25 protein-coding genes are annotated in these 23,671 nt (G+C 32.9%); 8 read left to right on the plus strand and 17 right to left on the minus strand.

The genetic code is table 11. From position 1 onward, the window contains the following. Nucleotides 1-52: 52 nt before the first annotated feature. The 5 genes from ACHRWY_RS16210 to prmA all read right to left on the minus strand — a co-directional run bounded on the left by ACHRWY_RS16210 (nt 53) and on the right by prmA (nt 4,973). Entirely contained in the window at nt 53-724 is a 672-nt protein-coding gene (locus tag ACHRWY_RS16210; RefSeq protein WP_395356074.1) for a lysoplasmalogenase, read from the minus strand. Next, entirely contained in the window at nt 721-2,004 is a 1,284-nt protein-coding gene (locus ACHRWY_RS16215; RefSeq protein WP_395356076.1) for a sterol desaturase family protein, read from the minus strand. The genes ACHRWY_RS16210 and ACHRWY_RS16215 overlap by 4 nt, the downstream gene beginning before the upstream one ends. Before the next feature lie 136 nt (nt 2,005-2,140). Beyond that, the gene (locus tag ACHRWY_RS16220) at nt 2,141-3,649 is read right to left on the minus strand and encodes a WG repeat-containing protein (protein ID WP_395356077.1); all 1,509 of its coding nucleotides are present in this window, start codon (nt 3,647-3,649) and stop codon (nt 2,141-2,143) included. Between the two features lie 126 nt (nt 3,650-3,775). Next, entirely contained in the window at nt 3,776-4,051 is a 276-nt protein-coding gene (locus ACHRWY_RS16225; protein ID WP_395356079.1) for an ATP-dependent Clp protease adaptor ClpS, read from the minus strand. A gap of 88 nt (nt 4,052-4,139) precedes the next feature. After that, nucleotides 4,140-4,973, minus strand: a complete 834-nt coding sequence (prmA, locus tag ACHRWY_RS16230) for a 50S ribosomal protein L11 methyltransferase (protein WP_395356080.1) — start codon at nt 4,971-4,973, stop codon at nt 4,140-4,142. Nucleotides 4,974-5,087: 114 nt separating this feature from the next. Here prmA and ACHRWY_RS16235 point away from each other — a divergent pair, with 114 nt between their 5' ends. Both ACHRWY_RS16235 and ACHRWY_RS16240 read left to right on the plus strand, forming a co-directional pair. Next, nucleotides 5,088-6,224, plus strand: coding sequence for a hypothetical protein (locus tag ACHRWY_RS16235; RefSeq protein ID WP_395356082.1), 1,137 nt, complete (start codon nt 5,088-5,090; stop codon nt 6,222-6,224). Next, nucleotides 6,184-8,541 (plus strand): hypothetical protein, encoded by a 2,358-nt coding sequence (locus ACHRWY_RS16240; RefSeq protein WP_395356084.1) that lies wholly within the window; start codon nt 6,184-6,186, stop codon nt 8,539-8,541. Before ACHRWY_RS16235 ends, ACHRWY_RS16240 begins: the two co-directional genes overlap by 41 nt. A 100-nt stretch (nt 8,542-8,641) precedes the next feature. Here ACHRWY_RS16240 and tpiA read toward each other — a convergent pair whose 3' ends face one another. The 5 genes from tpiA to ACHRWY_RS16265 form a co-directional block, all read right to left on the minus strand. After that, on the minus strand, nt 8,642-9,394 hold the full coding sequence (gene tpiA / locus ACHRWY_RS16245; RefSeq protein WP_395356085.1) for a triose-phosphate isomerase: 753 nt from the start codon (nt 9,392-9,394) through the stop codon (nt 8,642-8,644). Between the two features lie 101 nt (nt 9,395-9,495). After that, the gene (locus ACHRWY_RS16250; RefSeq protein ID WP_395356086.1) at nt 9,496-9,990 is read right to left on the minus strand and encodes a TlpA family protein disulfide reductase; all 495 of its coding nucleotides are present in this window, start codon (nt 9,988-9,990) and stop codon (nt 9,496-9,498) included. A 403-nt stretch (nt 9,991-10,393) separates the two neighbouring features. Next, nucleotides 10,394-11,020 carry an alpha/beta hydrolase gene (locus ACHRWY_RS16255; RefSeq protein ID WP_395356087.1) on the minus strand — a complete coding sequence of 209 codons (627 nt, stop codon included), beginning with the start codon at nt 11,018-11,020 and terminating at the stop codon, nt 10,394-10,396. Between the two features lie 69 nt (nt 11,021-11,089). Next, nucleotides 11,090-12,190: a BT_3928 family protein gene (locus ACHRWY_RS16260; protein WP_395356089.1), complete on the minus strand. Its 1,101-nt coding sequence runs from the start codon at nt 12,188-12,190 to the stop codon at nt 11,090-11,092. Nucleotides 12,191-12,276: 86 nt separating this feature from the next. After that, nucleotides 12,277-12,819, minus strand: coding sequence for a DUF1599 domain-containing protein (locus ACHRWY_RS16265; protein WP_395356091.1), 543 nt, complete (start codon nt 12,817-12,819; stop codon nt 12,277-12,279). Between the two features lie 231 nt (nt 12,820-13,050). Between ACHRWY_RS16265 and folP the strand changes: the two genes are divergently transcribed. After that, nucleotides 13,051-13,875: a dihydropteroate synthase gene (gene folP, locus ACHRWY_RS16270; RefSeq protein WP_395356093.1), complete on the plus strand. Its 825-nt coding sequence runs from the start codon at nt 13,051-13,053 to the stop codon at nt 13,873-13,875. 226 nt (nt 13,876-14,101) lie between these two features. Continuing rightward, the gene (locus ACHRWY_RS16275) at nt 14,102-14,743 is read left to right on the plus strand and encodes a hypothetical protein (RefSeq protein ID WP_395356095.1); all 642 of its coding nucleotides are present in this window, start codon (nt 14,102-14,104) and stop codon (nt 14,741-14,743) included. 19 nt (nt 14,744-14,762) lie between these two features. Here ACHRWY_RS16275 and rlmH read toward each other — a convergent pair whose 3' ends face one another. The 7 genes from rlmH to ACHRWY_RS16310 form a co-directional block, all read right to left on the minus strand. Then, a complete protein-coding gene (gene rlmH, locus ACHRWY_RS16280; protein WP_395356096.1) occupies nt 14,763-15,236 on the minus strand; it encodes a 23S rRNA (pseudouridine(1915)-N(3))-methyltransferase RlmH in 474 nt (157 codons plus the stop codon). Nucleotides 15,237-15,444: 208 nt separating this feature from the next. Next, nucleotides 15,445-15,747 (minus strand): antibiotic biosynthesis monooxygenase family protein, encoded by a 303-nt coding sequence (locus ACHRWY_RS16285; RefSeq protein WP_395356097.1) that lies wholly within the window; start codon nt 15,745-15,747, stop codon nt 15,445-15,447. A gap of 48 nt (nt 15,748-15,795) precedes the next feature. Beyond that, nucleotides 15,796-17,211 (minus strand): adenosine deaminase, encoded by a 1,416-nt coding sequence (locus ACHRWY_RS16290; protein WP_395356099.1) that lies wholly within the window; start codon nt 17,209-17,211, stop codon nt 15,796-15,798. 210 nt (nt 17,212-17,421) lie between these two features. Continuing rightward, nucleotides 17,422-17,706 carry a GNAT family N-acetyltransferase gene (locus tag ACHRWY_RS16295; protein ID WP_395356100.1) on the minus strand — a complete coding sequence of 95 codons (285 nt, stop codon included), beginning with the start codon at nt 17,704-17,706 and terminating at the stop codon, nt 17,422-17,424. Between the two features lie 4 nt (nt 17,707-17,710). Beyond that, nucleotides 17,711-18,106, minus strand: coding sequence for an OsmC family protein (locus ACHRWY_RS16300; protein ID WP_395356101.1), 396 nt, complete (start codon nt 18,104-18,106; stop codon nt 17,711-17,713). A gap of 3 nt (nt 18,107-18,109) precedes the next feature. Next, the gene (locus ACHRWY_RS16305; protein ID WP_395356102.1) at nt 18,110-18,991 is read right to left on the minus strand and encodes a pirin family protein; all 882 of its coding nucleotides are present in this window, start codon (nt 18,989-18,991) and stop codon (nt 18,110-18,112) included. 259 nt (nt 18,992-19,250) lie between these two features. Beyond that, nucleotides 19,251-20,351: a DNA alkylation repair protein gene (locus ACHRWY_RS16310; RefSeq protein ID WP_395356104.1), complete on the minus strand. Its 1,101-nt coding sequence runs from the start codon at nt 20,349-20,351 to the stop codon at nt 19,251-19,253. Between the two features lie 236 nt (nt 20,352-20,587). Between ACHRWY_RS16310 and nadC the strand changes: the two genes are divergently transcribed. The 4 genes from nadC (at nt 20,588) to bla-B1-FLAV (ending at nt 23,652) form a co-directional block, all read left to right on the plus strand. Then, nucleotides 20,588-21,445 carry a carboxylating nicotinate-nucleotide diphosphorylase gene (nadC, locus tag ACHRWY_RS16315; RefSeq protein ID WP_395356105.1) on the plus strand — a complete coding sequence of 286 codons (858 nt, stop codon included), beginning with the start codon at nt 20,588-20,590 and terminating at the stop codon, nt 21,443-21,445. Nucleotides 21,446-21,536: 91 nt separating this feature from the next. After that, entirely contained in the window at nt 21,537-22,460 is a 924-nt protein-coding gene (locus ACHRWY_RS16320) for a YihY/virulence factor BrkB family protein (RefSeq protein ID WP_395356106.1), read from the plus strand. 1 nt (nt 22,461) lies between these two features. Next, nucleotides 22,462-22,890: a DUF2147 domain-containing protein gene (locus ACHRWY_RS16325; protein WP_395356107.1), complete on the plus strand. Its 429-nt coding sequence runs from the start codon at nt 22,462-22,464 to the stop codon at nt 22,888-22,890. 15 nt (nt 22,891-22,905) lie between these two features. Further along, nucleotides 22,906-23,652, plus strand: a complete 747-nt coding sequence (gene bla-B1-FLAV, locus ACHRWY_RS16330; RefSeq protein WP_395356108.1) for a subclass B1 metallo-beta-lactamase — start codon at nt 22,906-22,908, stop codon at nt 23,650-23,652. Nucleotides 23,653-23,671 lie beyond the last annotated feature (19 nt).

The following is a 23,671-nucleotide window of genomic DNA, read 5'->3' on the forward strand; positions in this document are numbered from 1 at the left end:
TTTTATAATCCTTCAGGCCGGGTCAAAATAGAATAACTTTCCTGTTTTGTACTCACTTTTTCGGATTCATTTTTAATACACCCATTACAATCAGATATTGTGCCACAAGATAGGTAAGCATAATAAAAAACGAACTTTTATAAATTGGGGCATGAAATTTATTCATTGCCAGTATACTATCTGAAGCAACAAATACGGCAGCACCTAAAAAAATATACAAGGCACCTTTTCTTTTCCAGATTAAATAGCCGTTAAAAGCAAATAAAAGCATGATCGAAATAACGGAGGCATAAACAACTACAGGTATTTTTAATTCGCCTAAGTGGGGCATTAAAACAGTAATCATCCCAATTAAATAAAAGGCAATCAGGAGACTTCCAATTATAAAAAGAGCCTTATTGATGTGAAGTTCTAAGGTGTTTTGTTTGTTAAACAGTACACAATAAGCAATATGGGCAATTAAGAACGAGACTAATCCTAATATGAAATAGATTTCGGCTATGTCGGCAAAAAGCAAAATAACATCTCCGATCCAGGAAAAAAGCAAGGCGGTTAAAAGAATATTTTTTGATGGAAATTTCTGATAAAAGTACACCCCAAATCCTAATAGAGGAATTAAAATTGGTTTTAAAAATAAATCCAGGTTTTCATGCCCCGAAAGCAAAACAATGAGATATAAAATACTAAAAAGAATATAGATTTTAAAAAAAGTAACATTTCTCATAAGCGGTTTAATGAATTTATGGGTTGGTTCGGGATGGTTTTAAAATCGATGGTTACAAAGTAAATCGTAATTAAAAACGAGATGCTTAAATAACCTAAAATAATATAGTTACTTGCAGAAAAAGCATGATTTAAACCAAACCAATCTCCATAATACGTTATAATCCCTATTGCAATGCTAAAACGGAAGCCTTCCCAGAAAACTGCATATTTACTTTTATCCATCAGTTCACTGTAACTGTAGATGGTAACAAGAATAAAAAAGCCATAAACAAAGATATTTGGCAAACCAATTTTGGCAATATTATCAAATAAATATGTCACAAATAAAAGTGTTATTAAAACTTGTGTAACAGACCAATACACCAGTTTTTGTGAGTTTTGTGTACCGTATTTATCAAAATCAAAAACATTTTCGATTTTGTTTACAGGATATTTCTCTTCAAAATTTTCCGGTCGCCATCCGGTAGGCCTAAACCAGATTGTGAATTTGTCTTTCCAGTTATCAGCACGCCAGGCGTCTTTTATCAGTAAAGTTAAGTGTTGAAAATTAATACGAATAGGGTTCCAGGTCTGCGCTGGCCTTGTAATACCGAAAACAGGCGGAACATCCTCTAACTCGGCCTGGAAAGTACCAAAAAGCTTGTCCCAGAAAATAAAAATCTGTGAGTGGTTTTTATCTAAATATTCCGGATTTATTGCGTGATGTACCCGATGATGGGATGGTGTGACTAGTATATATTCCAGGAACCCCATTTTTTTAATATGTTTGGTATGATACCAAAATTGTAAAAATAAATGAAGTGGCAAAGTAATGGCAATTACAGCAGCAGGAACGCCTAATAGGGCTGCGGGTACCAGTAAAAAAGTAAACAAATTGGCTAAACTGGCAATGGGCTGGCGTAAAGCGCATGCAAGATTAAACTCTTCACTACTGTGATGAATGGCATGTTTATTCCAGAAAAGATTGATTTGATGTGCCCATCGATGACTCCAATAGCCATAAAAATCGATAACAAAAAAGGCAATACAGTAGGCAGCAATATTGGCTTCAAGATGAAAGATGGCAATTTTAGAAACCATCCATTCATAAGAGATAAATGTAAGGCTTAATCCCAGAACATCTTTAACAGAATTGGTGATTCCGGAGCTAATACTGGACACGCTGTCAATCAAAGGAGCGGTATCGTCCTTTTTATAAATGCCATATAGTTTTTCAATTATAATTAAAACTAAAAAAATAGGCGTTGCGATAATCAATATCTTTCCGTATTCTTCCATAAAATAAGCATTCTATTTTATTCAAATATAAAATAAAATAGAATGCTTTTTAAATTATTTATAAGCAAACAATTTAGTGCTCAATTAGGAGGTAAGATTTGGGTACCATTTTTCTTGGTTAATCAGGAGTGACTTTTTATTCAGAACCCTGAGAAAAGTTTAGAGCATAATATTTTATTTCTTTTTTGCTTTTATTTTCGAACTTGAAAGATTCTTTCATGAATTGGAAAGTATCATATTCTATGGCTAAAACAATTTGGTTCTTTGCGTTTACAACACCATATTTATTGTTTTTCTTAACGATAAATTCTGAAGAAGAATAAATTTGTTCGATGGCATCAAATTCACACGGAATTACAATCTCATTTTTGTTGCTGATCACACCCAGCTTATTTCCGTTTTTAAAAATCTGATACTTACTTTTGGCAAATCCGGTAAAAAAAAGTTTTTCTTTAACAAAATGATCAACGGGAATTTCGACTTCAGAGTAATTAGTATCTACAAGTGTAAGAAGGTATTTTTTATCATTTTTAGTGGCGAAAATTTTATTTTGGGACACATTATAAAATTCGTAATCTTCTTTAATTATATTTTCCCCTTTTTCTGAAAACAAACCATTTTTATTTTCAGAATTGGTTACGATAAAATAATTCGAAAAGATTTGTACACTTTTATATCGAAGCGGAATTATTTCCTTTTCTGAAACAGGATTGATAATGCCCTCAAATCCTCCTTTTTTTGCCAAAAACTGATTTTGAAACAGGGTATCGTCTTTATAATTTGCAGCATAAATTGCGTCATAAATTAATGGTTTTAAGATGGAATCCCTTTTTGTAATTATACCGTATTTAAGTTGGTTACGAACAATATAAATTGATTTTTCGTTGGAAATATCATCATATTTGCAATCAACTTCATAAGTGCCCAAAGAATTTATAATACCTTTTTTCTTCGTGAGTGTATTGCGAATGATATAAGAGTCTGAATTTATAACCCTTTCGAATTGATGATTTTTAACTGGGTTTAAAACTATCTTTCCCTGATTGTCGATTATTAATTTAGTGTTGTTTTGAAGCGTTACAATAGCTTTATTGTCCGTAAAATAATCAATGTCTTTTGCTTTAAAATTGGTTAACGGCTTTCCTTTAGCATCAAAGAGATCAATTGTATTAGCAGTCTGAACAAACAAAATTCCATCCTGTTCCATTATATAATCAAACTTGAGAGGTAAAACAATCTTATTTAAAGTATCTGCAACACCGGTTTTATTATTTTTTGTAACCCTGATAAGACCATGCCCAAAATAAAAAACATCATCATATTCAAATGGAACTTTGATATTGCCTTTTAAATCAATAAATCCTCTTTTATATTTTTTATTTATAGTGAGGCCAGCCTCGAACAGGTTTTTAAGTTCTTCTTTGTTATCAATATAGTCATAATTTGGTTTGATGATCACATTTCCGGTAGTGTCAATCAATCCCATTTTTCCCTTAAAGGTTCTGAATACGGCATAATTATTTTCAAAATTATATACATACTCATACTTTTTGCTTTCGGTTAATTGTTTCCGAATGGCATTGAATTTTTGCTGACCAATTGAAATTACAGGGATAAGGAAGAGAAAAAGCTTAATCACTTTCATAGGTTTTACTTTTAGTAATTTATGGAAAGAAAATATTTCCGGATTCTTCTAATTTAGGCATAAAAAAAACATTCTATTTTATTCTGAATCGGAATAAAATAGAATGTTTTTTATAATTATTTGCAATTAAACAATTTCGGCGCTAAGACCGGCTTCCAAAAGTTGAGTGCACTGAGGCTTTAGTTTGTCTATTGGCCCTGTTTTTACAGTGCATTTTCCGTTGTAATGTACAATTAAGGAACATTGTTCTGCTTGTTCAGGCGTATGGCTGCAAACTCGCATTAAAGTGTCAATTACGTGATCAAAAGTGTTGACATCATCGTTATAAACAATGATTTCGTTATTGAAACTCGTTGCTTCCTTTTCGCGAACTCTTTCTCTTACTTTTTCTTTAGTACTCATGTTTTTAGGTTTTTGTACTTTTGTAATTACTAATTTTCTTTACCAAATTTTAACCTTTGGCCCGTTTAAATTTCAGATAATCAACTATCTAATTTACGTATTTTAATGAAACCCAGTTGTTTCTTTGAAACTTTTTAACATATGTTAATCCTTTTTCTGTGCATGAAGCATCAATAAACGGAATGTCTTCTTCATAAAAACCGCTAAACAATATTATACCGTCTTTATTTAAACAATCAACATAACTTTGCATATCATTCAACAAAATATTGCGGTTGATATTGGCAATAATCAAATCGTATTTTTTTCCTGCCAATAAAGCGGCATCGCCTTCGTAAACGGTAATATGTTTACAATTATTGCGTTCAGCATTTTCAATTGAATTTAAATAACACCAGTTGTCAATATCAATAGCATCAATTGGCTGTGCACCTTTCATTTCGGCTAAAATGGCCAAAATTGCTGTTCCGCAACCCATGTCCAGCGTTTTTAAACCTTCAACATCCATTTCTAATAAATGCTGGATCATCATGTGCGTAGTCTCATGATGACCAGTTCCAAAACTCATTTTTGGTTCAATCACAATATCAAATTCAGCATCTGTTTTAGGATGAAAAGGAGCACGAACATGACATTTTCCGTCTACATCAATCGCTTCAAAATTCTTTTCCCATTCTTCATTCCAGTTCACCTGATCGATTTCTTCAACAGTATATTCAATTTTAAACTCTTCCGATTGTAAAATATAAATGTCGTCCAGAATATTCTCATCCCATAAATCCTTTTTTACAAAAGCCGAAATTCCATTTTCTGTTTCTGTAAAAGTCTCAAACGCTTTTTCGCCTAATTCAGCAATTAAAATTTCTGAACCCGGTTCTTTTGGCTCAATTGTAAAATGGTATCCTAAATATATATTTGACATAAATAATTTTTTTGCAAAGGTAAGAATCCAAAGTAGAAGTTGTTCATAAATAATTGGGATTCTAATCATTATTAGTGTTAATTTTGATTGAAATTTGTAAGGATTTTTTTGAATATGAAGAATATCATTTTTATTTTGCTCTTTGTGGTACTTAATGGAGCCACTTGTGAGAAAGAACATGAAGTTATACGGTCATTTTGTTATTGGAAAACAGACTTGAATTTTGATAAACAAGACGATTCACTTATTAAAGATTTGAAAATGCAGCACCTGTATGTTCGCTTCTTTGATGTCGATTGGAATCCTTATGCTAAAGAACCTTTACCCGTTGCAACCATTCATGATATAAGATTAAATGCCAGCAATCCTGAAATTACGCCAGGTATTTTTATAACAAACGAAGTGGTTTTACAATCTGATAACAAACAATTAGATAGTCTGGCATCCAGAATTGCAAAACGCATACAACAAATTGGAGTGCAGATTAACGAAGCCAAAGCAAGTAAAACTGCCGAGGAAATTGCGTATCCTAAGGATTATTACAAACAAAAAAACTATAAAAGCATCAATTATGACTCGGTACGATCAATTGAACTGGCCAAGTTAAAAGTCGATTTTAAAGAGATTTTGATTGATTGCGACTGGACCGAAAAATCCCAAAAGAATTATTTTTATTTACTGAAGCAAATTAAAAAAGAAATTCCAACTGCAAAACTAGCTGCCACAATTAGACTCTGGCAGTATAAATATGCAGAGAAAGCCGGAACCCCGCCAGTAGATAAAGGCTTGCTGATGTGTTACAATCTCACAAAGCCGGATGATTTTAAAACAAAGAACTCGATAGGAACCAGCGATGAGCTGGCAAAATACATCACTCATGATAAGTATAAATTAAAATTAGATATTGCTTTGCCATTGTATAGCTGGGCAGTTGTTTTTAGAGGAAATCAGTTTAAAGGTATTTTGTCAGATTACGATGAGTTGCGAAATGATACCATTAAAGCAAAGAAATTATCAGACAGCAAATATGTCTTGCAGGATGATGTATTAGTGGGACAAACGTATTTGCGAAATGGAGATGAAATCAGGATCGAGAAAATTTCTGAAGCTGAACTGGAAAAAATGATTTCTATTGTAAAAAGTAAAATAAAAATTGATCATGAAACCAAAGTGACATTTTTCTCTTTTGATAAAAAATATATAAACGATTATGGAACCCAAAATATATCAGACTATTATTCGAGTTTTTAGTAGTTTACTTTTAGTTTTAAGCTTTCAGGTTACTTGGGCTTGTGGCTGGGGATCTTCTCCTGAAACCAGCCGATTGGCTTTGTTTAAAGTACAGCGCCAGGGCTTTTTTAAATTAACCCCTTTTTATTATTCGGCAAATTATTACTATTCCACTGATTCGGTTTCAAGTGCCGATCAGGAATTAAATTGTTTAGAGTGGAAGAAAAAATTAGGCAATTCAGTTAATCCTAAAGATGTTTATACTATTTTATATGAAACAGATGGGGAGCAATTTGAAACGGCTTACGAATCTAAATCATTAAAAAAGGTATTTGAGAAAAATACTTTTATCGAAGCTTTGCTATTATCTAAAAATAAAGCTTTTTTAAATTATATGCTGTTTGCTAAGAAACTGGAATACAATAGTAATCCGGATGTAAAATGGGAATCCTGGGGGCAAATAGGGTATGGAAGCAAAGATCATAAACTAGCCGGTCTAAATGATTTTGAAAAGAAAATTAAAACAGCAAAGGATCCTTTTTTAAAACAGCGATATGCTTTTTTGATTCTGAGATATAGTTTTTATGCTCAGGATAAGAATGAAGTGATTCGTTTATATGATGATTATTTTACCAATAATAAAAATACTATTTTAGAACCGTGGGCTTTGTATTACAAGGCTTTGTGTGTTGACAATTTACCGTTGCAAAATTATTTATTAAGTAAAGTTTTTGCGTCTTGTGAAGAAAAATCGTTTGCTGTCCTGCAACATTATAATTGGAAGTTAACAACAGAAACTCTCGCTTTGGCCCAAAATGACGAAGAACGAAGTGTAATTCTTTCGATTGAAAGTTTTCGCAATCCCGCACCGGATTTAAAGACGATTCAGGAAGTATATAAGCTAAGTCCCGATAGTATTAATTTGAGCTTTCTTATTGGCAGGGAAATCAACAAACTCGAAGATTGGATTTTTACACCACAATATACTAATGAAGGAAGTGCTTCAGTTTTAATTGACAGAGACGCCTGGTACGGGAATTATACAAAAGCAAAAGAAGAAAACCTCAGTAAAGATATTTTGTATCTGAGAGAGTTTGAATACTTTTTGATTTCGATTCGTGAACAAACATCAGGGGAGCAAAAAGAGTATATCACTGCAGCAATCGCACAACTTTGTTTTATAGGTGATGATATTGATTTGGGGAAAAAGTATACCGGTATGATCTCTGATAAAGCCAATGCATCGATACAAATGCAGAAAAATATTCAGTTGGCTCTGGTTTCCTTAAAGCAGGATGACCTGAAAAATGAAAAAGTGCAAGACCAGCTTTTTAAATATTTTGAGGCCGTAGAAAATCTGGTTCAAACAGATTATGGATTGTTTAAGAATTTATACAGTTTGTGCCGAATTGCCAGCGGAGACTTTGCCAGGCAAGGCGATCGCGCGACAGCAGGATTATTAATGATGAAATCAGATATTAAAAATGGAGGGGAATATGCTCAGTCTGAACTTGGATATAATAACAGTCAGGCTTATTTGTATGATTTTATTGGTTACTTTGACAGAATGGCAACGGTTGAAGATATGGATCATTTGATTGCTTTACAGCAAAAGGAAGATAAAACACCTTTTGAAAAATACATTTGTTCCGGGACGATCGCTTCGGATATAAATTATTATAAGGATTTAAAAGGAACGATTGCTTTCAGGAATAATAATTTAGAATTGGCTTATGAAACCTTTGCCAGCATGCCAAAAGACTTTTGGGAGAAGAATTATGCTTATAAAGACTATTTGAATGAAAACCCGTTTAAGACGCCAAAAATTCTTCAAAAACCTGAAGAACGTAGATTTGATTATCATTTTAATAAAGCCGAATTCATATCAAAACTGATTCAGTTAAAAAAACAAAATACGGCAGCAAGCAACTTACAACTGGCACATGCTTATTTTAATGTTTCCTATCAGGGAAATTCCTGGATGATGCTCGCATACGACTGGTCATCGGGAGAATCGTATGTTGATTATGTGTATGGGGACAATTCTGAAAATGAAAAAAGATATCAGAAAGGTAATTATTACAATTTAACAATGGCTAAAATGTATTACGAGAAAGCATTGAAAATGTCTAAAAGTAATAACGAAAAAGCCTTAGCCAGTTTAATGATTTTTGAATGTAATTATTATAATCATTACGCTAACATCATTTCTACGGAAGAAGAAGAAAAAAATCCGTTTAAAACAGGGAAGGAGCTGGTTAACTTGTATTCAATCTATAAAACAACACCAACTTTTAAAAAGTATAATTGCCCTTTATTGAAAGCATTTATAAACTAAGTTTTTTCGACATGTGATATAATGATATAAAAAAATAAAGCATAAAAAAAGTGTTCGCTTTGCGAACACTTTTTTTATAGTAATATCTAATATCTAATAATTAGATAGCAGTTACAATAGCTAAAAAGTCATCTGCTTTTAAAGCAGCACCTCCAATTAAACCACCATCTACGTCTGGTTTAGAGAAGATTTCTTTAGCGTTATCCGGTTTTACAGAACCACCGTATAAGATCGAAACTTCGTCAGCGATATCAGCTCCAAAAGCTTTACGAACCGTTTCTCTGATGAATTCGTGCATTTCCTGCGCTTGTTCCGGTGAAGCTGTTTCTCCCGTTCCAATAGCCCAAACTGGCTCGTATGCTAAAACAACATTAGACCATGATTCTTTTGCAATTTGGAATAAACCATCACGTAATTGGTTTTCAACAATATTAAAATGATTGTCTGATTGACGGTCTTTTAATTCTTCTCCAAAACAGAAAATTACAGTTAAGTCGTGTTTCAAAGCAGTATCAACTTTAAGAGCAATTAAAGCGTCAGTTTCGTGAAAAATAGCGCGACGCTCAGAGTGCCCAAGAATTACGGTTTTTACACCAATGCTAGTTAACATATCAGCAGAAATTTCTCCTGTAAAAGCACCACCTTCAGCCTGGTGAACGTTTTGTGCTGCAACACCAATTGTAGTGTTTTTTACTTTAGCAACTGCAGCCTGTAAGTTTACAAATGTTGGAGCAACAATTACCTGAGCGGTAGTTTGAGCTGGTATTTTAGTAATTAATTCGCTTAATAATTCTTCAGTTTGTTCTGCGTTTTTATGCATTTTCCAGTTTCCTGCAACAATCTTTTTTCTCATTTTGGTAGTTTTTATTTTATTCTTTTTTTTGTTTATCATTATCTGATAACATTTGATATTGAATTTTGAAATTATCAGTGTTATCGCTTTATTATTGAATTTTATTTCAGGCTTTTTAAAGTCTCATTAATTTTGTCAAAATCAGTTTCAATGGCGCGGTACAATACAATTTTTCCTGTTTTGTCAATGATAATGTATCTTGGAATCCAGTCTAAATCAATAGCTTTTCCAAAAACACCTTTCATACCGTCGTTCATCATGAAGTGATCACCTTTTAATTCGTGTTTTTCAATTCCGGCTTTCCATTTGTCAGCCGTTTTATCAGCCGAAAGAAACAGGTAAGAAACATCAGGATTGTTCGCTTGTAATTCTTTTAGTTTTGGCATTGCTTTTACACAATCGCCACACCACGAAGCCCAAACTTCGATAACCAAAGTTTTGCCTTTGTATTTTTTTAAGATGTTTTTGAAAGAAGTCTGACCTCCATCAACGGTTAATAATTTTTCAGATAAAGCTTCTTTAGAAAAACTTGTTTTCTGAGCTTGTGAACATGAAAAGGTAATAAATGCAATTACAATCAGGGCTATTTGTTTCATAAGTAAATAATATTTGCTTTTTAATTGGAATTTAAAAGGATCTTTAAATCTGTTGGTTTTTCTGATTTCAATTCACTGTGATTTCAAAAAATAAAAGATTCCCAACAAAGTTAAACAAACAAATCGAATGCCAAATGGAGATTAACAAAATTTGAGGAGAGCTTTATTTTATCACAAAACAGCAAATTTAGGTTAGAAAAACCGGAATGAAATCGTAATAGTAGGTAAGGAAAATGAGATTTTTTGAAATTTAAATTTTAAAGAAACGCAAAAAGAAGCGTTTTTTTTATTTTGGAAGCAATTGTATCAGCAAAAAAACGTCAGATTAACATAAAAAAGCCTTCGGTATTTATTCTGAAATTAGAATCTGCCAAAGGCTTTTCGGAATGTTATTTTATGGCTTTTAATGTAACTGATAATTGCCATTTGCCCATTTTTTACAAGGTATAATCCATGCGTCTGAAGCCTTAAATAAAAAACCATGTTTAAGGTTGGTATTTAGTTCAATTTCTTTAAAGTGATTTATTTTTAGTTTCGAAGTTTCTTTTCTTTTAATAGCAGAAACACCATACACATCTGATTTTTCATAAATGGTTAGAATATTTCCGCAGAAATTAATTTCCGGGATTTCTTCCACGTCTGAGTCCCGAAAACATCCAATAAAAACAAAATTCACATTAGGATTTGCCAAATAAGTCGAAACATATTGCGCAATATAACCGCCTTTTGAAGTCCCTATTACGGTTATGCTGTTTGGAGAAATTCCTTTTTTTAATAAGTTATTAATTTGCTTTACAATTTTCTTGGCATAGGTTGCAGCGTTGGTATTTTTACTTCTGATTTCGCTGGAAACTATAAAGTTATCTTTTTTAAAAGAGCTTATGATTTCATTGTATTCGGCTTTACCATATTCCGGATGTGCTGTATTCAAATCATTCTCTTCAACAAATTTATTGTGCAGAAAGAAAATATAACGCTGATCTGTAGGTGCTGTTTTTTCCTGGCTAAAACCCAAAATGCAAAAAAGCATAAGGAGTAAAAAATGTAAAGATTTAAATATTTTAGTCATTATGCTTTTGTATGTATGTCGAATTAAAAATTACAATTTCAGGTCCTGAATGTCGTTGTAATGTACTTTTTGAATTACGGTTCCGTTTTGTAAAACTACAATACTTGGATTGGCTCTTTCGATCGTTTTTAAAGCGGTCGCATCACAGAAGTAAAAATCAGTATCTAAACCATATTGTTTTTTAGCTTTTGCTATCTCATCAGCCCCGGAAGCTGTCATTGCAATTACTTTATACCCTTTTGTTTTAGCTTCTTTACTTAAACCTGCTAATTTTTTCATTCCGTCAGGATTAGATAACGTTAAATCGTAAGTAACAAAAACTAATAATTTTGGCTCTTTCAATAATTCATCTTTATAATCAGAATCATCTTTAACCATTGTAAAATCATGAATTGGCGGCACATAACCTTCTGTGATTACTTTGTCTTTACGATCAACAAAAGTAGCACCTGTTGGAATGTTGGCTAAATCTTTTTCGGCAAATTCCTTGTCAACACCATTTACTTTGTAAATAAAAATCATTTCTACTACAGATTTTGGTGCGCCTTCCGGAATTTCCATTCCTTTCTCAATGTTTGTTCCCACTTTATACGGACGGAAATCTTTTATAGGATTATGATTTAAAACCCAAACGGCCATAAAAATGCATAAAACAACACTTGCATACGTAACGATATTGGTTACGGCACTTGAGAATAAAGGTTTTACTAATTTTTTATTGATAAATAAAATCAGAATAAAGAATAATAAAACAATATCTTTTGTGAAGGATTGCCAAGGTGTTAAGTGTAAAGCGTCTCCAAAACAGCCACAATCTTTTACGACATCAAAATAAGCAGAGTAGAAGGTAAGGAAGGTAAAGAAAATAATTAATAGCAATAACGCCCAGATAGTCAATTTTGATTTGTAACCTACCAATAACATCACTCCTAATACAACTTCAAGAATTACTAAAAAGATTGCTAATCCTAAAGCCAATGGCTCTAAAAAAGGCATATTAAAAACCGGTTCGCTAAAATATTCGGCCAATTTATATGAGAATCCAACAGGATCATTTAATTTAATTAGTCCGGAAATGATAAATAATACTCCGACAAATAATCTTGAGAATTGGGTAATGATGTTTTTCATGGGATATAGTTTAATTTTAAGTTCCAAAAATAAAATTCCAAATTCCAATTTTCTAGTTGGACTTTGGAATTTAAAAAATTGAAATTTTATTGATTTAAAGGTTCAAGGATTAAAGCAAAAACAGAATAATTAATCATATCCTGATAATTAGCATCAATACCTTCAGAAACTAAAGTTTTGCCTTTATTGTCTTCAATTTGTTTTACACGAAGTAATTTCTGCAGAATTAAATCTGTTAAAGAACTCACACGCATATCACGCCAGGCTTCTCCGTAATCATGGTTTTTGGCCTCCATTAATTCTTTTGTCAGTTTAACTTTGGCGTCGTATAATTCAGTTGCTTGTTCCAGATTTAAATCAGGCTGATCCACTACGCCTAATTCTAACTGGATCAAAGCCATAATCGAATAATTGATAATCCCGATAAACTCTCCTTTTTCATCTTCATCAACTTTACGGGTTTCGTTCTCCTGTAAACTTCTTATTCTTTGTGCTTTTATGAATATCTGATCGGTTAGTGACGGAAGTCTTAAAATTCTCCATGCACTACCATAATCTTTCATTTTATTGATAAATAAAGTACGGCAAACCGTAATTACATTATCAAATTCAAGGGAAGTATTCTTCATTTATTGCTGTATATTTGCTAAAATTTCTTCAAAAATAGGGATAATATTAAAGAGTTTCAAGTTTCAGGATTTCTTTGTTTCAAGTTTTTTCTAAACAAAGTGTTAATGCCGATAATTTGAAATTATAAAGTAATATAAAAAGTTTCAGGTTTCAGGCTTAAAGTTTCAAGTTCTGGAACTTACACAATCTGAGTCAACCTGAAACCTGAAACAAATAAAACTTGAAACAAAATGCTGATTAACTGCAAAGGCGAGCTTATAGATTTATCGATTCCTAAAGTAATGGGAATTTTGAATGTAACGCCAAATTCTTTCTTTGATGGAGGGAAATATAAAAATGAGGATGAAATTATCTCACAAGTAGATAAAATGGTATCTGAAGGTGCTGCATTTATCGATATTGGTGCTTATTCAAGTAAACCCAGTGCGGAATTTGTTTCGGAACAAGAAGAAATCGATCGTATTGTTCCTGCAATCGAATTAATTTTAAAGCATTTTCCGGAAGCATTGTTGTCAATTGACACTTTTAGGGCTGAGGTCGCAAAAGCGAGTATAGAAAGCGGCGCAGCGATAATAAACGATATTGCTGCGGGAGAACTAGACGATAAAATGTTTGATGTGATTGCAAAGTATAATGTGCCGTACATTATGATGCACATGCGTGGCAATCCGCAAACGATGCAAAGCCTGACGCACTATGATGATATTGTAAAAGAAATGCTGTTCTATTTTTCTGAAAAAGTAAATAAAGCCAGGAACTTAGGAATCAACGATTTGATCTTAGATCCCGGTTTCGGATTTGCTAAAACAACAGATCAGAATTATGAAGTTTTACAAAAAACGGAACTTTTTAATTTGTTGGGATTACCAGTTTTAGCGGGAGTTTCGAGGAAATCGATGATTTATAAAACACTAAACAATACGGCTCAGGAAGCTTTAAACGGAACAACAGTTCTGAATACGATTGCTTTAACAAAAGGCGCAAAAATTTTGCGTGTTCACGATGTAAAAGAAGCTGTGGAATGTGTTACTTTGTTTGGGAAGATGAGTTTATGATATAAAGAAATAGCGTAGTTTGTCATTTCGACGGAGGAGAAATCTTCCCAAGAAACTCCGCAAAGTAAAGTCAATCTTTGTCGATTCAGCAACTGAGATTCCTTGTTCCTCGAAATGACAAACCGGACTCCAAAAAATAGATAAACTATACTGTTTGTCATTTCGACGAAGGAGAATCACATCCAATTTTCACGTTGTTTAAATCATATTTTTAAAAATAAATATTATGAAATACTTCAGTTTAGTTCTTATCATTTTTCTTTTTTCATGTGAAAAAAAAGAAGACGTCCTGCTTCCAAAATCAAACGTAACAATTGTGAAAGATGTACAAGATCATTCACCAATTTACATCTTCTTTAAAACAGAAGGAAAAGATACAATCGCTGATGTCAACAGAAAAAATAGCATAATTTCAACCAACTGGATTTTTAATATCGACAAACGTTTACCGTTAAGATTGGTAATTCCCGAAGTAATGAAACTTCAGGAAAAAAAGCGAGCTGATAGCGCCCATAAAAATGAGAATGCTGAAAATTATTATTCCTATGCGGATGTTACGGGTAAGAATTTAGCCTTTTTTCCTTTCACCGAAGTATACTATAAAATGGAAAAACCAAAGAATCCGGACAATTATGTACTTTTCAAAAAAGGAGGAAGAATACAATTTTTTGAAAAATATCACTTTCCTAAAGATAAATTAGAAGATTTACTTAACAATCTAAATATAGAACAGAAATCTGAAATTATATTCTCTTTCGATAGAAATATGTCTTATGAAGAATATATTCAAAGTAAAATCCTGATCAATAAATTAGTAATTACAAAGAAAGAAATTTGGATTAATCATGAAAAAGAATTCATTTTCTAAACAATTTTACGATTAAACGTTATTGATGATGATAAGGCTCATTTCGTAGAATAGTAAATCCACGATACAATTGTTCGATAAAAAACAATCGAACCATTTGGTGTGAAAACGTCATTAACGAAAGTGAAATTTTTCCCTGAGCTTTGCTGTAAACGGTATCAGAGAATCCGTAAGGACCGCCAATAACAAAGACAAGCGTTTTGATTCCCGAGTTCATTTTCTTTTGCAATTCTTCAGAAAAACCAAGGCTGGAGAAGTTTTTTCCGTTTTCATCCAATAAAATCAACTGATCCGTTGGTGCTAATTTTGATAAAATCAATTCACCTTCTTTTTCTTTTTGCTGGCTTTCAGATAAATTCTTTACGTTTTTAATATCCGGAATAATCTCCAAATCAAATTTGATGTAAAACGACAAACGTTTGGTATAATCATCAATCAAAGTTTGAAGTGATTTGTTATCTGTTTTGCCGATGGCGATAAGTTTGATATTCATTTTAATTTTTTTTTGCCGCAGATTAAAAAGATTTAAACACATAGAGACATAGTTTTACTTTGTCTATAAAAGGCGTTTCACTAATAAAAACGCACATAGCTATGTGTGAAAGCTTGCTTTTTTTGTAATCTTAAACAGGAACAATAAAAATCTATGTCTCTATGCGTTTAATTTTTTAATTCAAAGCTTAATCCGTTTAATCTGTGGGCTATTTTTTATTTTCAAAAACAGTTTCAAAATGCTCTACAACTGGAAACGGTTCATAATAATGATGCAAAATCTTTTTCCATTCCAGATAAGCTTCTGAGTTTCTAAAACCTGCTGTGTGATCTTCAAGCGCATTCCAATCAACCAATAAAAGATATTTGTTTTCGACTTCAATACATTTCTGTAAACGATGTCCCAAATACCCATTAATTGATGAAATATATGGACTTGCTTTTGCAAAGTCTTCTTCGAATTGAGTTGCTAATTCTGGTTTTATATAGAGAAAGGCTGCTTCTAGAATCATGGCTTAATATTGGTAAACCTAACAGGTTTTAAAAACCTTTTAGGTTTGTTAGTTCTTAGAAAATTTCGCTTCAAAAGTTTTAAACCTGGTATCCAGATCTTTTAGCAATTGCTTTTTTACAGCTGCATCCTGAATAAAACTATAGTTAATACTGTTGTAAACGTATTGTTTTATAGTAGCGTATGAAACGTCAGGATATCTTTTGGCTAATAAAACATATTGTTCCGTCATATTCGTTCTTAAAATTCCGGCATCGTCTGTACTAATTACGATTGGCACATTAAATTCTTTGTAAAGTGTAAACGGATGTCTGTTTTCTTTTACTTTCAGGATGAATTCGTTGCTTGTTAAATTGATCTCAATCGGAATGTTATTTTTTGCCATATAACGCAATAAATCATATGAATTGGCTTCGTAAGCAATATCAACTCCGTGTCCAATTCTGTTTGCTCCTGCAACATAAATAGCGTCGTTAATATGCCAGGTTAAATCTTCAGGTTGCACTAAACCAAGGGTCAATTCTCCTGCATGAAGTGTATATTTTACTTCCGGATATTTAGAGTGGCAATACTTAAACATCACCATGTGCAGCCAATAATCTTTCATCGAATTTTCGCCATGTTCCGGAGAAACAATATTTACACCGGCAACCAATTTGCTGTCATTTGCCGAGATAAAAGCAATGGTGAGGTTTTTGAATAAATGAACCGGATCCATAAAACGAAGCACAAAATTTTGATAACGCATGGTAAAACGATCATCATCAATTTTTAAATCTTTGTGGAGTTTCGCTATAAAATTGTTGTTGAAATCTGTAGCGTATTTTTTAGCCTCTTTTTGCTGAATCGATTTATACAATTCATCTAAAAGCTTAACAACTGCCTTTTCATCTTTTTGAGAAGCCGCCTGACGTAATTTTGAGTTGAAATCAGTTAGATCTGAAACGTTCATATCACACGGAATCGTCGATAATTGTGTTTCAATATAACTCACATTTTCTGCAATGGCACGTTTTTTTAATTCGAGCATTCCTTCTGCAAAGTGCCCCTGGATAGTAGTTTCAAATTTTTGAAAAGAATCAAAAAATAAATCATCTGAAGGTACAGAACCATTATAATCTTTAGCTGACCAGGTTTGCATAACCTGTTGCTCATAATAAGCCAGTTTTCCTTCGTTTTTAAGAGAAGAGAAAGTTTGCCAATTGCCAATTGCAGGTTTCGTTTTAGAGACGGCCATCGATTCTAAATTCAGATAAAAATCTTCTGCAATAGCTCTTTCCAAAAGAGGTTCTGCATAAACTGATCCTGAAAAATGATGGTGTAAATCGCCGCCTTTTGGCATTTGTTGAAAGAAAGCTGTTAAGAGAGCTTCGTTATTTCTGTTTTTATTTAAATAATTTTCAGCCGTTTGAGAAAAGCCGATTTGCGCTATAAAAAAACAGAAAAGTGTAATTATCCTCGTCATACTCTAAGTTTAAATTACATGCAAATATACGAGTTTCTGCGGAAATTTGAAACTATCATTTTTTGATGTGTAGATTTAACCGTAAAGAACGCAAGGTTTTTTATCTGCAAGACTTAATACAAACGCAAAGTTCGCAAAGCTTTGCCTAAAAAACTTTGCGAACTTTGCGTAATTCTTTGCGAACTTTGCGGTAAAAAAAAACTTAGCACCTTACGAAAAAAGCACATCATGAATTTCTTCTGCCTTATCAAAAACACTTTTTGCAAAAGGACAAAGCGGAATTATTTTTAAATTATTGGCTCTGGCATATTCTACCGCTGCCATAACGAGTTTTTTACCAACCCCTTTTCCGCTGAATTCTTCATTAACTTCAGTATGGTCAATGATGAATTTGCTGTCGCCAGCCCAGGTGTAAGTCATTTTTCCAGCTTGTTTTCCGTCTTCTACAGCTTCAAAATACCCTCTTCTGGTATCGTTTATGTGTTGAATTTCCATGATGTTATATTAATGTGGTTTTGATTTCTATTGCATGTGTTAATGTTTTGTGTATCGGGCAGCTGTTGGCAATTGTCTCTAATCGTTGTCTTTGTGTCTGGTCGACTTCGCCTGTGATTTCAATTTTTCGGGTAAATAAAGAAACGTTTTTATCGGCGTCTCTTTCAAAATCAACTTTGATATTGATTTCAGAAACGTCCCATTGTTTGCGGTTAATATACATTCGTAATGTAATTAAAGTGCAGGAAGCCAGCGAGGACGCCAAGAGTTCTGACGGACTAAAACCTAAATTTTTGCCTCCCATTTCCTGAGGCTCATCTGCGATTATAATATTTCCGCTTGCTGATGTTATTTCTGTGCGATACAGTCGTGTATCTATTTGTGCTGATATTGTTTCCATATATTATTTAATTCTTGGTTCAGGTAATGGTACAAATTCAGTTTCTCCCGGAACTTTTGGGAAAGTCTGTTCGGTCCAGTCTTTTTTTGCTTTTTCGATGAGGTTTTTATCTGAAGAAACAAAATTCCAAAAGATAAAATGTTCTTCGGGAAACGGAGTTCCTCCAAAAATGTAAACTGTAGAATTTTCGGCTAATTCGAATTCACATAAGGTACTGTCGTTGGTAATTAGAATTTGTTTTGGATCATAAACATGTTCGCCGCTTTTAATGCTCCCTTCGAGAATATACAAACCGCTTTCGCCAAATAAATGGTGTCCGATATTTATTTTTTTAGCTTCTTTACTTTTGATTTCAATAAAATATAGCGGACTATAAACCGGAACGGGTGATTTTTTTTCAAAAGCTTCCCCGGCAATTAATTTGAAGGAAACCCCATCTTCTTCCCAGGACGGGATATCATCTGCTTCAACATGCGTAAAATTGGGATCCATTTGCTCTAATTCTTTTGGTAAAGCCACCCAGATTTGTAACCCGTGAAGCATTTTGTCAGAATGTCTTAAATATTCCGGAGTTCTCTCAGAATGTACAATTCCTTTTCCCGCAGTCATCCAGTTTACGGCACCTGGTTTTATTTCTAATTCAGTTCCTAAACTGTCGCGGTGCATAATGCTTCCTTCAAACAAAAAAGTCAAAGTCGAAAGTCCGATATGCGGATGTGGCGGAACATCCATGTTTTCATGGTCACTTAAATGCGCTGGTCCCATGTGATCGATAAATACAAATGGTCCCACCGCTCTTTTTTCACGGAAAGGCAATAATCTGCCTACCATAAAATTGCCAATATTGGCAGCACGTTCTTCGATAATTAAACTAATATTTGACATGGCTAATTTGATTTGATTTGAAAACAAAATTACAGTGGTAACAGGAATCTGTAACTTAATTTAGATTAAGAAAATTTGTTTTTGATTTTTTGAGATATAAAAATAAGGAATTTAAACACATAGAAACATAGATTTTTAGGTTTGTATAATAAAGAATATAAAAAGAAATTAGTTTCTCACCCCTGGCTGCTATGTGTTTTAAAATGAGTGAAACGTCTTTTTTCGGTTTTTCAACCTATATTTCTGTGTGTTTAGAATATTAGTTTGTGAGTTCAAATTCCAAAACTTCACTTTCTGTTCCGTTAATAATAATCGACAATTGGTGAATTCCGGTATGAAAAACACGTGTTGTGATTAATTTGAAAGACTGATTTCTTTCAATCCTGTTTAATTGATTGGGCTGATAAGTTTTCTCACTGATCTTAAAGACTTTCTTAGCCAGATGTCCCTTTGATTTCCTGTAATGAACGGCATATTCTAAACGAACGGTTTTTGCCTCATTGTTTTTATTATTTAAGTGAAATTGAAACTGAAGGGCGTCTCCAATTTTTACAATTGGTGTTTTGATTTCGAAAGAAGAAAGTTCGATATTAGTGCTTTCTAATCCGTAATGACCCAGGATTTCAGGGTGCCCTTGTTTTAATAAAGTACGGCATCCGTGTTTTATGATTCCGTCAGTTTCTTTAGAAATACCTTTCCATTTACCGGCAATTTCGATTACAATTTGCGGATTATCTTTGGCAATATCATTCAGGTTATTGGCAACACTTCTGCGAACGTATTCAGAAGGATCATCTTTAAGGTTTTCTAAAATTGGAAGAACAGAAGAAGGGTCTTTTTTTAGGAACGGAATCGCCATTGCCCATGGTAATCTGGGACGTGAACCTTCGCTTGCTAATCTTCGTACATGATGATTTTCGTGCAACGACCATTTTGTCATTTCGTCAATCATTTTTTCTTTATATTTTAAAATGAAAGGACGAACGGCAAATTCACAGCTGATGAATTGTGTAATAGAAACAAAGGCTTTCGCCGAAGTTTCAAAGTAATCCAAGCCATACATTTCAATATAATCGGCAAAGAAAATGAAAGCCAGATTTCCTTCGGTAAATTTATTTTCCTTCAGGTTCTCAATAATTTTTTCAATTATAACAACGGCTTCAGGAAAGTTTTCAGGCATAAATTGACGAAACACAACTGTGGTATGTTTCATGCGGTCTTTCCATTCTTTTTGAATAAAGTCGCCCTCATAAATGGTTGAAATGAATTTTTCTTTATCGAAAGCAGGATGTACTTCGGCTACAGCCTGACCAAAATTTTCGTAAAAAGCAACCGAATAAATATCTTTAATTAAGCCCATGGTTTTGTTTGAATGAACCTCAAAGATATTTAATGTTCCTGATGGCGGCTAACAAAAAATAAAAAGATTTTCACCATTAAGATATTAAGTTTCGTTAAGAATCAGGGGTGATTTTTTTTTAAGATCTTAATGGTGGAAAAAAGAAAAATTCATGGTGTTAATTTTATTTCATATTGGCTGAACTTTCAAATCCACAAAATATATCCTACTTTAGCATCTTATAAAACTTAATAAAAATGATTAGCGAAGTACAATTTCAAACCGAATTAGAACTATTAATTAGCAACGCAATTCGTGAAGATGTAGGCACAGGTGACTATAGCTCCTTGGCATGCATTCCGGAAACGGCACACGGACAAGCTAAATTATTAGTAAAAGATCAGGGAATTATTGCAGGTGTTGCCCTTGCAAAAATGATTTTTGAATATGTAGATCCAAAATTAAAAATCAGGACTTTTATCGAAGACGGAACGCATGTAGAATACGGTGATGTTGTTTTTGAGGTTTCAGGAAGTTCTCAGTCTATTTTAAAATCAGAAAGAGTAGTTTTGAATACCATGCAACGTATGTCTGCCATTGCTACAAAAACAGACCATTATGTACAACTTTTAGAAGGAACAGGTGCTAAAATTTTAGATACGCGTAAAACGACCCCAAATTTCAGAGCTGCCGAAAAATGGGCAGTAAAAATTGGAGGTGGCGAAAATCACCGATTTGCATTGTACGATATGATTATGCTAAAGGATAACCATATTGATTTTGCAGGAGGAATTACTTTAGCCATAAAGAAAACTACAGCATATCTGAAAGCCCATAATTTAGATTTAAAAATTATTGTTGAAGCCAGAAATCTGGATGAAATTCGTGAAATCCTTTTAAGCGATGGGGTACACAGAATTTTAATTGATAACTTTAATTATGAAGATACTAAAACAGCCGTTCAGTTAATTGGCAAAAAGTGCCAGACAGAATCTTCAGGAAATATCAACGAAAAAACCATTCGTGAATATGGTTTATGTGGGGTAAATTATATTTCATCCGGTGCGCTGACCCATTCAGTTTACAATATGGATTTGAGTTTGAAAGCTTTTTAATGAAGTTTTGAGTTATAAGTTAGATTAGAAAACCAGTACGCCCGGTTTTAACTCTAAAATCTGAACTTTAAAATCTAAAATCAAAAAAAATATGTCGCAAGAGATAGAAGATCGGATTGAAAAACTGCCTGTAATACGCAATATAGCCCGACTTTTAAAGAAAATAAAACTGCCGTGGCTTGAAGGTTTTTCGTTGTATGACTTACTTGAAATGTATACTTTAGGAATTCTTGAAGGTGCGTTTTCGTATCATGCAAGTGCTGTTTCCTTTAGCTTTTTTATGGCTTTATTTCCTTTTGCATTGTTTATTTTAAACTTAATTCCGTTTATACCAATAGATAATTTTCAGGGGGATTTTTTGCAGTTCGTGCAGCAAAGTGTTCCTCCAAATACGTATGACGCCATTAATAAAATTATTAGTGATATTTTAAATAATAGTCACTCAGGTTTACTGTCGTCAGGTTTTTTGCTTTCTATTTTTTTAATGGCAAATGGTATTAACGGTATCTTAAGTGGTTTTGAATCATCGAAACATGTTTTTGACAAACGCGGTTTTTTTAGTCAGTATTTGGTTGCGCTGGCGATCTCTCTTCTCATGACCATTATCTTATTTGTCACCGTTGCTACAATTGTCGTTTTTGAGGTATTTATTCAAAAAACAATCATCCAGGATGTGCTTAGTGATCGCATTCCGTTGATTATTTTAGGACGATATTTATTTGTGATTTTAATGATTCTGATAACATCTTCAATATTATTGCGTTATGGTACAAAACAGTATAATAAAGTGCCTTTTATAAGTATTGGATCTGTTTTTACAACGATCTTAATTGTTATATCTTCGTTCTTTTTTGGGATTTGGGTTATAAAATTCTCAAAATATAACGAACTTTATGGTTCAATTGGGACATTATTAATTCTAATGTTTTATATTTGGATAAACTGTATGATACTGCTTTTAGGGTTCGAACTGAATGCTACTATCAGAAAATTAAAACAAAAAAAAAATAAATAGTATGAAAAATTGGATGTTAACAATTGGCGTTTTTTTCTGTGTATTAAGTATGCAGGCTCAAAGTGTTATTGGAAAATGGAAAACAATTGATGATGAAACAGGTGAAGCAAAATCAGTTGTAGAGATTTACGAAAAATCAGGAAAATTATACGGTAAGGTAGTAGAAATACTTCGCGATAGCCATAAGAAAGATGTGTGCTCCAGTTGTGACGGAGCAGAAAAGAACAAACCTATTTTAGGTATGGTGATCATTAACGGTCTTAAAAAAGATGGTTCTGAATATAATGGCGGAACGATCTTAGATCCGACAAACGGAAAAAAATACAAATGTTATATTACACTTGACTCGGCTGATAAACTAAAGCTTAGAGGTTATATAGGGATTTCTATTATGGGAAGAACACAATACTGGGCCAGAGTGAAGAATTAAATTTTATAAAATAAAATGCGAAAGTTAGCATCAATACTTTTATTCTTAGGAGTATTTTCCAATAGTTTTGGGCAATCTAAGAATTCACCATTACAAATAAGTCATCTTACCGGTGACTTTTATGTTTATAAAACGTTTCATGATTATAAGGGAACACTGATTTCTGCAAATGCAATGTATCTTGTTACAGATAAAGGAGTTGTATTATTTGACGCACCTTGGGACAGAACACAGTTTCAACCCTTGCTCGACAGTATAAAAGCAAAACATCATAAGGATGTTGTGATGCACTTTGCGACACATTCTCATGAAGACAGGGCAGGAGGATTGGAATTTTACAGACAAAAGGGCATTAAAACTCATACAATAAAACTAACAGATGAGATTCTTCAAAAGAATAATGAAAAAAGGGCCGAATTTGTAATTCCAAATGATACTTTATTTACAGTAGGAAATCATACTTTTGAGGTTTATTATCCTGGTAAAGGACACGCTCCGGATAATATCGTTGTTTGGTTTAATAAAGAAAAAATACTTTATGGAGGTTGTTTTATAAAAAGTGCGGATGCGAAAGATTTAGGATATCTGGGGGATGCTGATGTTAAAGAATGGGAAAACGCTATTAAAAAAGTGCAAACAAAATTTAAAAGCCCTAAATTTATCATCACCGGACATGATGATTGGACTGCTCTGACTTCTTTAAAACACACTTTTAAATTGGTTCAGGAATATAATGAAGCAAAAACTTCAGGAAAAAAATAACCCACAAATTTTATAAAAT

This window comes from Flavobacterium sp. FlaQc-48, from assembly GCF_044007335.1.
Taxonomy (GTDB): domain Bacteria; phylum Bacteroidota; class Bacteroidia; order Flavobacteriales; family Flavobacteriaceae; genus Flavobacterium.

Excerpts from the sequence above, each read along its gene's own strand:
- ACHRWY_RS16210 (WP_395356074.1), bottom strand. The coding sequence starts at position 724 with ATGAGAAATGTTACTTTTTTTAAAATCTATATTCTTTTTAGTATTTTA.
- ACHRWY_RS16215 (WP_395356076.1), bottom strand. The coding sequence starts at position 2,004 with ATGGAAGAATACGGAAAGATATTGATTATCGCAACGCCTATTTTTTTA.
- ACHRWY_RS16220 (WP_395356077.1), bottom strand. The coding sequence starts at position 3,649 with ATGAAAGTGATTAAGCTTTTTCTCTTCCTTATCCCTGTAATTTCAATT.
- ACHRWY_RS16225 (WP_395356079.1), bottom strand. The coding sequence starts at position 4,051 with ATGAGTACTAAAGAAAAAGTAAGAGAAAGAGTTCGCGAAAAGGAAGCA.
- prmA (WP_395356080.1), bottom strand. The coding sequence starts at position 4,973 with ATGTCAAATATATATTTAGGATACCATTTTACAATTGAGCCAAAAGAA.
- ACHRWY_RS16235 (WP_395356082.1), top strand. The coding sequence starts at position 5,088 with ATGAAGAATATCATTTTTATTTTGCTCTTTGTGGTACTTAATGGAGCC.
- ACHRWY_RS16240 (WP_395356084.1), top strand. The coding sequence starts at position 6,184 with ATGGAACCCAAAATATATCAGACTATTATTCGAGTTTTTAGTAGTTTA.
- tpiA (WP_395356085.1), bottom strand. The coding sequence starts at position 9,394 with ATGAGAAAAAAGATTGTTGCAGGAAACTGGAAAATGCATAAAAACGCA.
- ACHRWY_RS16250 (WP_395356086.1), bottom strand. The coding sequence starts at position 9,990 with ATGAAACAAATAGCCCTGATTGTAATTGCATTTATTACCTTTTCATGT.
- ACHRWY_RS16255 (WP_395356087.1), bottom strand. The coding sequence starts at position 11,020 with ATGCTTTTTTGCATTTTGGGTTTTAGCCAGGAAAAAACAGCACCTACA.
- ACHRWY_RS16260 (WP_395356089.1), bottom strand. The coding sequence starts at position 12,190 with ATGAAAAACATCATTACCCAATTCTCAAGATTATTTGTCGGAGTATTA.
- ACHRWY_RS16265 (WP_395356091.1), bottom strand. The coding sequence starts at position 12,819 with ATGAAGAATACTTCCCTTGAATTTGATAATGTAATTACGGTTTGCCGT.
- folP (WP_395356093.1), top strand. The coding sequence starts at position 13,051 with ATGCTGATTAACTGCAAAGGCGAGCTTATAGATTTATCGATTCCTAAA.
- ACHRWY_RS16275 (WP_395356095.1), top strand. The coding sequence starts at position 14,102 with ATGAAATACTTCAGTTTAGTTCTTATCATTTTTCTTTTTTCATGTGAA.
- rlmH (WP_395356096.1), bottom strand. The coding sequence starts at position 15,236 with ATGAATATCAAACTTATCGCCATCGGCAAAACAGATAACAAATCACTT.
- ACHRWY_RS16285 (WP_395356097.1), bottom strand. The coding sequence starts at position 15,747 with ATGATTCTAGAAGCAGCCTTTCTCTATATAAAACCAGAATTAGCAACT.
- ACHRWY_RS16290 (WP_395356099.1), bottom strand. The coding sequence starts at position 17,211 with ATGACGAGGATAATTACACTTTTCTGTTTTTTTATAGCGCAAATCGGC.
- ACHRWY_RS16295 (WP_395356100.1), bottom strand. The coding sequence starts at position 17,706 with ATGGAAATTCAACACATAAACGATACCAGAAGAGGGTATTTTGAAGCT.
- ACHRWY_RS16300 (WP_395356101.1), bottom strand. The coding sequence starts at position 18,106 with ATGGAAACAATATCAGCACAAATAGATACACGACTGTATCGCACAGAA.
- ACHRWY_RS16305 (WP_395356102.1), bottom strand. The coding sequence starts at position 18,991 with ATGTCAAATATTAGTTTAATTATCGAAGAACGTGCTGCCAATATTGGC.
- ACHRWY_RS16310 (WP_395356104.1), bottom strand. The coding sequence starts at position 20,351 with ATGGGCTTAATTAAAGATATTTATTCGGTTGCTTTTTACGAAAATTTT.
- nadC (WP_395356105.1), top strand. The coding sequence starts at position 20,588 with ATGATTAGCGAAGTACAATTTCAAACCGAATTAGAACTATTAATTAGC.
- ACHRWY_RS16320 (WP_395356106.1), top strand. The coding sequence starts at position 21,537 with ATGTCGCAAGAGATAGAAGATCGGATTGAAAAACTGCCTGTAATACGC.
- ACHRWY_RS16325 (WP_395356107.1), top strand. The coding sequence starts at position 22,462 with ATGAAAAATTGGATGTTAACAATTGGCGTTTTTTTCTGTGTATTAAGT.
- bla-B1-FLAV (WP_395356108.1), top strand. The coding sequence starts at position 22,906 with ATGCGAAAGTTAGCATCAATACTTTTATTCTTAGGAGTATTTTCCAAT.